The organism is Carboxylicivirga litoralis, assembly GCF_025499605.1.
GTDB classification, from domain to species: domain Bacteria; phylum Bacteroidota; class Bacteroidia; order Bacteroidales; family Marinilabiliaceae; genus Carboxylicivirga; species Carboxylicivirga litoralis.
In genome coordinates this window covers 1-4,954 of sequence record NZ_JAFMVC010000060.1, presented here as the reverse complement: position 1 = coordinate 4,954, position 4,954 = coordinate 1, and the positions used below count along the sequence as shown (strand labels likewise).

The 4,954-nt window shown below is 34.5% G+C and carries 5 protein-coding genes; all 5 read right to left on the bottom strand.

From position 1 onward, the window contains the following. Nucleotides 1-223: 223 nt before the first annotated feature. Nucleotides 224-1,366 (bottom strand): site-2 protease family protein, encoded by a 1,143-nt coding sequence (locus J1N10_RS20465; protein WP_262328595.1) that lies wholly within the window; start codon nucleotides 1,364-1,366, stop codon nucleotides 224-226. Nucleotides 1,367-1,555: 189 nt separating this feature from the next. After that, entirely contained in the window at nucleotides 1,556-2,251 is a 696-nt protein-coding gene (locus J1N10_RS20460) for a hypothetical protein (RefSeq protein WP_262328594.1), read from the bottom strand. Nucleotides 2,252-2,429: 178 nt separating this feature from the next. After that, on the bottom strand, nucleotides 2,430-2,891 hold the full coding sequence (locus J1N10_RS20455; RefSeq protein WP_262328593.1) for a hypothetical protein: 462 nt from the start codon (nucleotides 2,889-2,891) through the stop codon (nucleotides 2,430-2,432). Between the two features lie 826 nt (nucleotides 2,892-3,717). After that, nucleotides 3,718-4,362 carry a hypothetical protein gene (locus J1N10_RS20450; RefSeq protein ID WP_262328592.1) on the bottom strand — a complete coding sequence of 215 codons (645 nt, stop codon included), beginning with the start codon at nucleotides 4,360-4,362 and terminating at the stop codon, nucleotides 3,718-3,720. 167 nt (nucleotides 4,363-4,529) lie between these two features. Next, a partial coding sequence (locus J1N10_RS20445; RefSeq protein WP_262328591.1) for a Mov34/MPN/PAD-1 family protein occupies nucleotides 4,530-4,954 on the bottom strand: 425 nt, incomplete at its 5' end.

The following is a 4,954-nucleotide window of genomic DNA, read 5'->3' as shown; positions in this document are numbered from 1 at the left end:
AAATCTAACCGTTACAGTGCGTTGGATTATTTTTGAATTCTTGTTTCTGGAAGCCAACAAAAAGCTTACCGCTGAAAAAATATAGGGCACAACGGTGGCGGTATGAAACGTTGGGGATTTCGGGTTACTTTCCTGTCCAGTTACACCGAACTTAATGCGTGGCAGAAAGTTTGAATAACCACTTAAACCCCAATGTTTTATACCGCGTGTTGTGCAACGTAATTTATTGAATTTCAATCCCTAATCGAATATAATATATCACAATCATAACGAATGGAACGATAAAAGTCATAATCCACAAGAGAGTAATCAAGATTTTACCAATTACTCTTAAATCCTTAATTGGCTCTTTCTGAACAATCGCTTTTACTTGTTTAATTATCCTTTGCTCGTTATCAGCTATTATATATCTTTTCGGAGTAATAAATCGGTTAAAGTATTTCATGTGAGTTCCAATCTCATCTCGTATCAACCAATACTCCTCGTCAGTCAGCTCCTCGTAAGATTTATTAATGTCTATACCTTTTTTATCAATCCCTTCCTTTACCTTGCTCACTTGGGATTGATTACTAATTTGAGTCAATAAAAAGAAGGGAATCACAAGTAAAAAATATGATTGTGAATATAACGAGTAGATTGTTAGAACAGCAATTGATAAGAAAATAAAAATCTTATTAATCAGCTCGTTGTTCTCAAAAAACATGCTTTTTATCACTCGTCCACCATCAAGCGGCATTACTGGAATCAGGTTAAATAAATTTAGGAATATGAAAATATTAGAAGTCCTTATAAGAAATTCGCTGCTATCCCTCAATCCAAAGTAATAAAGTATCACTCCAATAATTACACCTGGTAACGGACCTGCAAGTAAAATTATTACATTTTGTCTTTGTGATATCGTATCCTTTTGTCCTGTTGCGAATGCTCCGATTAAAGGAACAAAGAAAATTCCCAAATCATTATACTTGAAAATTCTCATTGCGAGAAAATGTCCAATCTCGTGGATGAAAATCACTCCAGCCAGAACCAAAATATAAGTTATATCCCATTTGAAAATCAAATAGAATGCAGCTATAAACAATCCCATACTCATCAGTGAGCGATTTATAGATTGCTTTTTTGTTTCTTCAATCGGTTTTGTCGGATAGCCGTCTACTGTTTTTTCAAAATCATAGTTTTCCTCAGAATCAACTGAACTATCGGTTTGCGGCACATATGGTGTTTGCTTTCTGTCCCCAGCAAAATCAGGACAATCATTTTCAAATTTTGCAATGTCTCCTGTTAGTTTACAAATTATCCCTTTATCTCTTGAGAATTCTCTATTATCACAAATTTTACAAAATTCTAACTGATATTTTCTATCCATAATTTAATCTTTGAAATATGCTCTATCGTTCTGTTTTATGTTGCACAACGGTTCGGCCATATGAAGTGGCCCGGGTGCGTGTGGTATATTCGCTTTCTTGTTTATGCCTCTGCTCGCGCGGGAGCTGAACTCCCAAATCCCGCCAAGGCCAGGGCTACTTTATGATGGCTTGTTGTGGGGCGTTATTTCTTACTTTTCATATTCTGTCGGAGGTGGTGGTGGCGGTGGAACTACATATTCTTCGTCCCAACCAAATATTATTAATCTATTATAGAATAAAAAGTTAAGATGATCCCTTTCCTCAATTTCAAGTTTCTCCCATTTTTTATGATACCATTTTTGTGATAAGTATTTCTTATAGGAAAAAATCGAACAACTTATTTCTTTCATTACATTTTGCAATACTGCACATGAATCATTTATGTATTGTACTTGAATATGTCCCTTGGATATTTCTTGAGGCTTTCCATATACATCTTCAATATATTTTTTTTCAGGCTTTGATTCATCATATTCATCATTGAGATAAAAATTCAATAAGGAATCATGTAGTGCTTCTAGTTTTACCAATTTATGTTCAAATAAAATTCTTTGGTCACCCTTTATTTGAATGTTAGCACAATTTCTAAAACAATCAATAATTGGCATATCTATGCTGTCAAAATATGCATCTCTGGTTGAGTGATATTTTTGTAGCGCAGTATAAAAGAATTCTGATTCTGGATACTCTAAAACAAATTTTGAAAACTCCCAGAAATCATTTGTATTTTGTATTTGTTGAAATGCCATAGAATCAAGTTGTAATTTTGATTCAATAGTCTGCTTTTTGCTTCTGGTTTTGCAAGAAATAAGCCCTAATACCAATAACAGATAAAATAATTTCATAAGGATTTTTCTTTGGTTTTTGAATGCCCCACAACGGTTCGGCCATATGAAGTGGCCCAATTTGCGTGTGGTATATTCGCTTTCTTAATTGTGCTTCAGTTGGCGCGGGGGCTGAACTCCTAAATCTCACCAAAGCCAGGGCTACTTTATGATGGCTTGTTGGGGCACGTTTTTTTTATTAGTTATTCTCAGGTTTCACCCAAGGTAATTCAATATTCATTGTATCTGTTTCTACAGCAATTATTAAAAAATCTGTAAGTCTAGTAACCCTAACAATCCGCTTTTCAAATTTCCAAGTACCTATTTCTCTTATCTGAGATTCGATAGTTTTGTTTTTAAAGTGTCCGTGGTTGTATAATACATTCCTGTCCCAATTGCCTTTCCAAGGAAAACGTTCTCTATATATACCAAGTATGACTACAGAGAAAACTGTAACAATTCCTATAATATTTTTTGGTCTTTTCTTAAAAGGAATCAGGTATAAGATTAAATAAATTAATCCTGAAATTGCTAGAATTGCACAAATATTCCTATACAATTCCTTTGTTATTTCTAACGGTGAAATCAATGATGAGATCCAAATGACTGCAGCTAAAATCCATACCGTAATTACTAAGATATTTGAGAATTTCTTAAACATTTATATAGCTTTTGTAATCAAAGTTCAACTTGCCAGATTTAATATTTAAAGCTCATTACTTTTTTTTCCCAATCAAGTTTATGCTCTGTCGTTTTTTTTAATGTGCCCCCAACGTTTTGCTGCATGACGCGTAAGGGGGATTTTAGCCTCACAGACCTTTCCAAATCAAGCGAAGCCAAATTGTTGTTTTTGATTTAACTTTCCATTTTAAAGCCAAATCAACGATTTGGCGCAGGCCTTATCTGTAGAGGCTTTGCAAGCTGCACGACCCCCTTATGCGTTATGCAGTGTGTTGGCCACTGCGATTACTATTTTCACGTTATGTTATTCTTTAAACAAGCGGTCAAAGAATTGTTATCCCAACAGCTGGTCATATTTTGTCAGTCTTTGCTTTCAACACTTTATGGCGCGGTCTTTTCCGAATATTTCTACGTCATTGTTGTCTTAAGTACCGTTGAGTATTTATGCTACACAACTTAAATTCTTGGTCAGGTGGTTGTTTATTCCTTATTTTTCAGGTCTTTAGTTCAACTGGCCAACAGAAATGTACCTTATCAATTTATCTCGCATTTCTGTCCCAGTATGTTTTGTGAATCCGTTTTACCGCGCCAAATAATCTATAATGAATTTAGTTTTAGCGAAAGGCCATGGCCCTTTAATTAGAAGCCGCTTGTGTCGTTGTGGCCAACGGTTGGCCGCATGATGCGGTAGCAGATTTGCGTTGAGATTGTCCGTCCGAGAGGACGAGACTATCGAGGCGGGAATCTGCCCACCCAAAGCGAACCAGCCCCTGCTATGCATTATAGCGGCGTGTTACCATTAGTTTTTATTTTATTATTCTTTTATCTAGTATTTCCCCTTTATCATTATATTGATAATGTACACTTTTGCCATTTTCTGTTTTAATAATCTGTTTCACTCTATTTCCCGTATAGAACTCCTTAAGTTCAATTGGTTCTTCATTTTCGTAAATCACAATCATAAATGTATCTTTTGTCCATGGGTAAAAGGATATTTCCATTCCATTTTTTAGGCCATCCTTGTAGTTAGTTGTCGCGTCCAAAATCCATTTTGAATCAATGTAGTTAGAATAAGAATAAGTATTCCATGTTCCATATCTTTTACCATCACTATATTTCCCTGTTAGTTTAACTAATTTGGGATTATAAACTTTGGATTTTAAAGAATCTGTTCGAATATTATTAGCTGAAAACATTATTGTGGTATCAATTGGATATTCAATCCAAAAATCAGTTTTCATTCCCTTATTATCATAAATACCACTGTCTTTCAATGTCGACCAAGGACTTAAGTCTACAGAAGAATAATATGTCTTATAAGAGTTTATTTCCCATGTAATTGTATCAATTTCTTTACCGTCGTCAAATATTACATTGACTTTATCAGTCTGACAAAGAGAACTCTGAAATACGGTAATCAAGAAGATTAGGAATATTATTATTCTTGTCATTTTACGATGTAGTTTTATGTCAGCAGCAGTTTATTAAATTAATGGTAACGTTTCGCATAAGAATATGTAGCCGATTGCGGGCTTAAAACCTGTCAAATTACAAGGAAGTTGAAGCGGGCTACAGCCCTTGAATTCACTACTATTTCGGCTATTATTTTTATGCATTGTTAGGGGCTGGGCTTTTTTTCAAGCACAATTATTTCAGCTAAATTTCGATGAAAGAAATATCCTTGATAATCAAGTTTGTTGTTATTCAATTTAGTAATCATAAGAATATTAAACATTACCCCATAGTTATCATCCGCAAGAATGCCTATCATCGTCGCAATATCTTGATGACTGGGAGACAAGCTAAACTTGGGGTGAGAATGCCATTCACCAATATAATATCCTGTTTTTTTCTTATAGTGTTTTCTTAAAAGTAAGTCTGATTTTTTGACACCTCTAATAAAAGAGGCTATTGAGTATTTGTTGTCTTCATCTGAAACGGAGGCGTCAATTATCTCAAAACTATTATCTTCAACTTTTTTGCCAATTAGTATTCCCCCCGTTTCAAAATCACCAGATTTTCTCAATGCTCTTTCTATTTTAG

What these genes read in the sequence shown, in the direction of transcription:
- J1N10_RS20455 (WP_262328593.1), bottom strand. Translation starts at nt 2,891, where the DNA reads ATGTTTAAGAAATTCTCAAATATCTTAGTAATTACGGTATGGATTTTA.
- J1N10_RS20460 (WP_262328594.1), bottom strand. Translation starts at nt 2,251, where the DNA reads ATGAAATTATTTTATCTGTTATTGGTATTAGGGCTTATTTCTTGCAAA.
- J1N10_RS20465 (WP_262328595.1), bottom strand. Translation starts at nt 1,366, where the DNA reads ATGGATAGAAAATATCAGTTAGAATTTTGTAAAATTTGTGATAATAGA.
- J1N10_RS20450 (WP_262328592.1), bottom strand. Translation starts at nt 4,362, where the DNA reads ATGACAAGAATAATAATATTCCTAATCTTCTTGATTACCGTATTTCAG.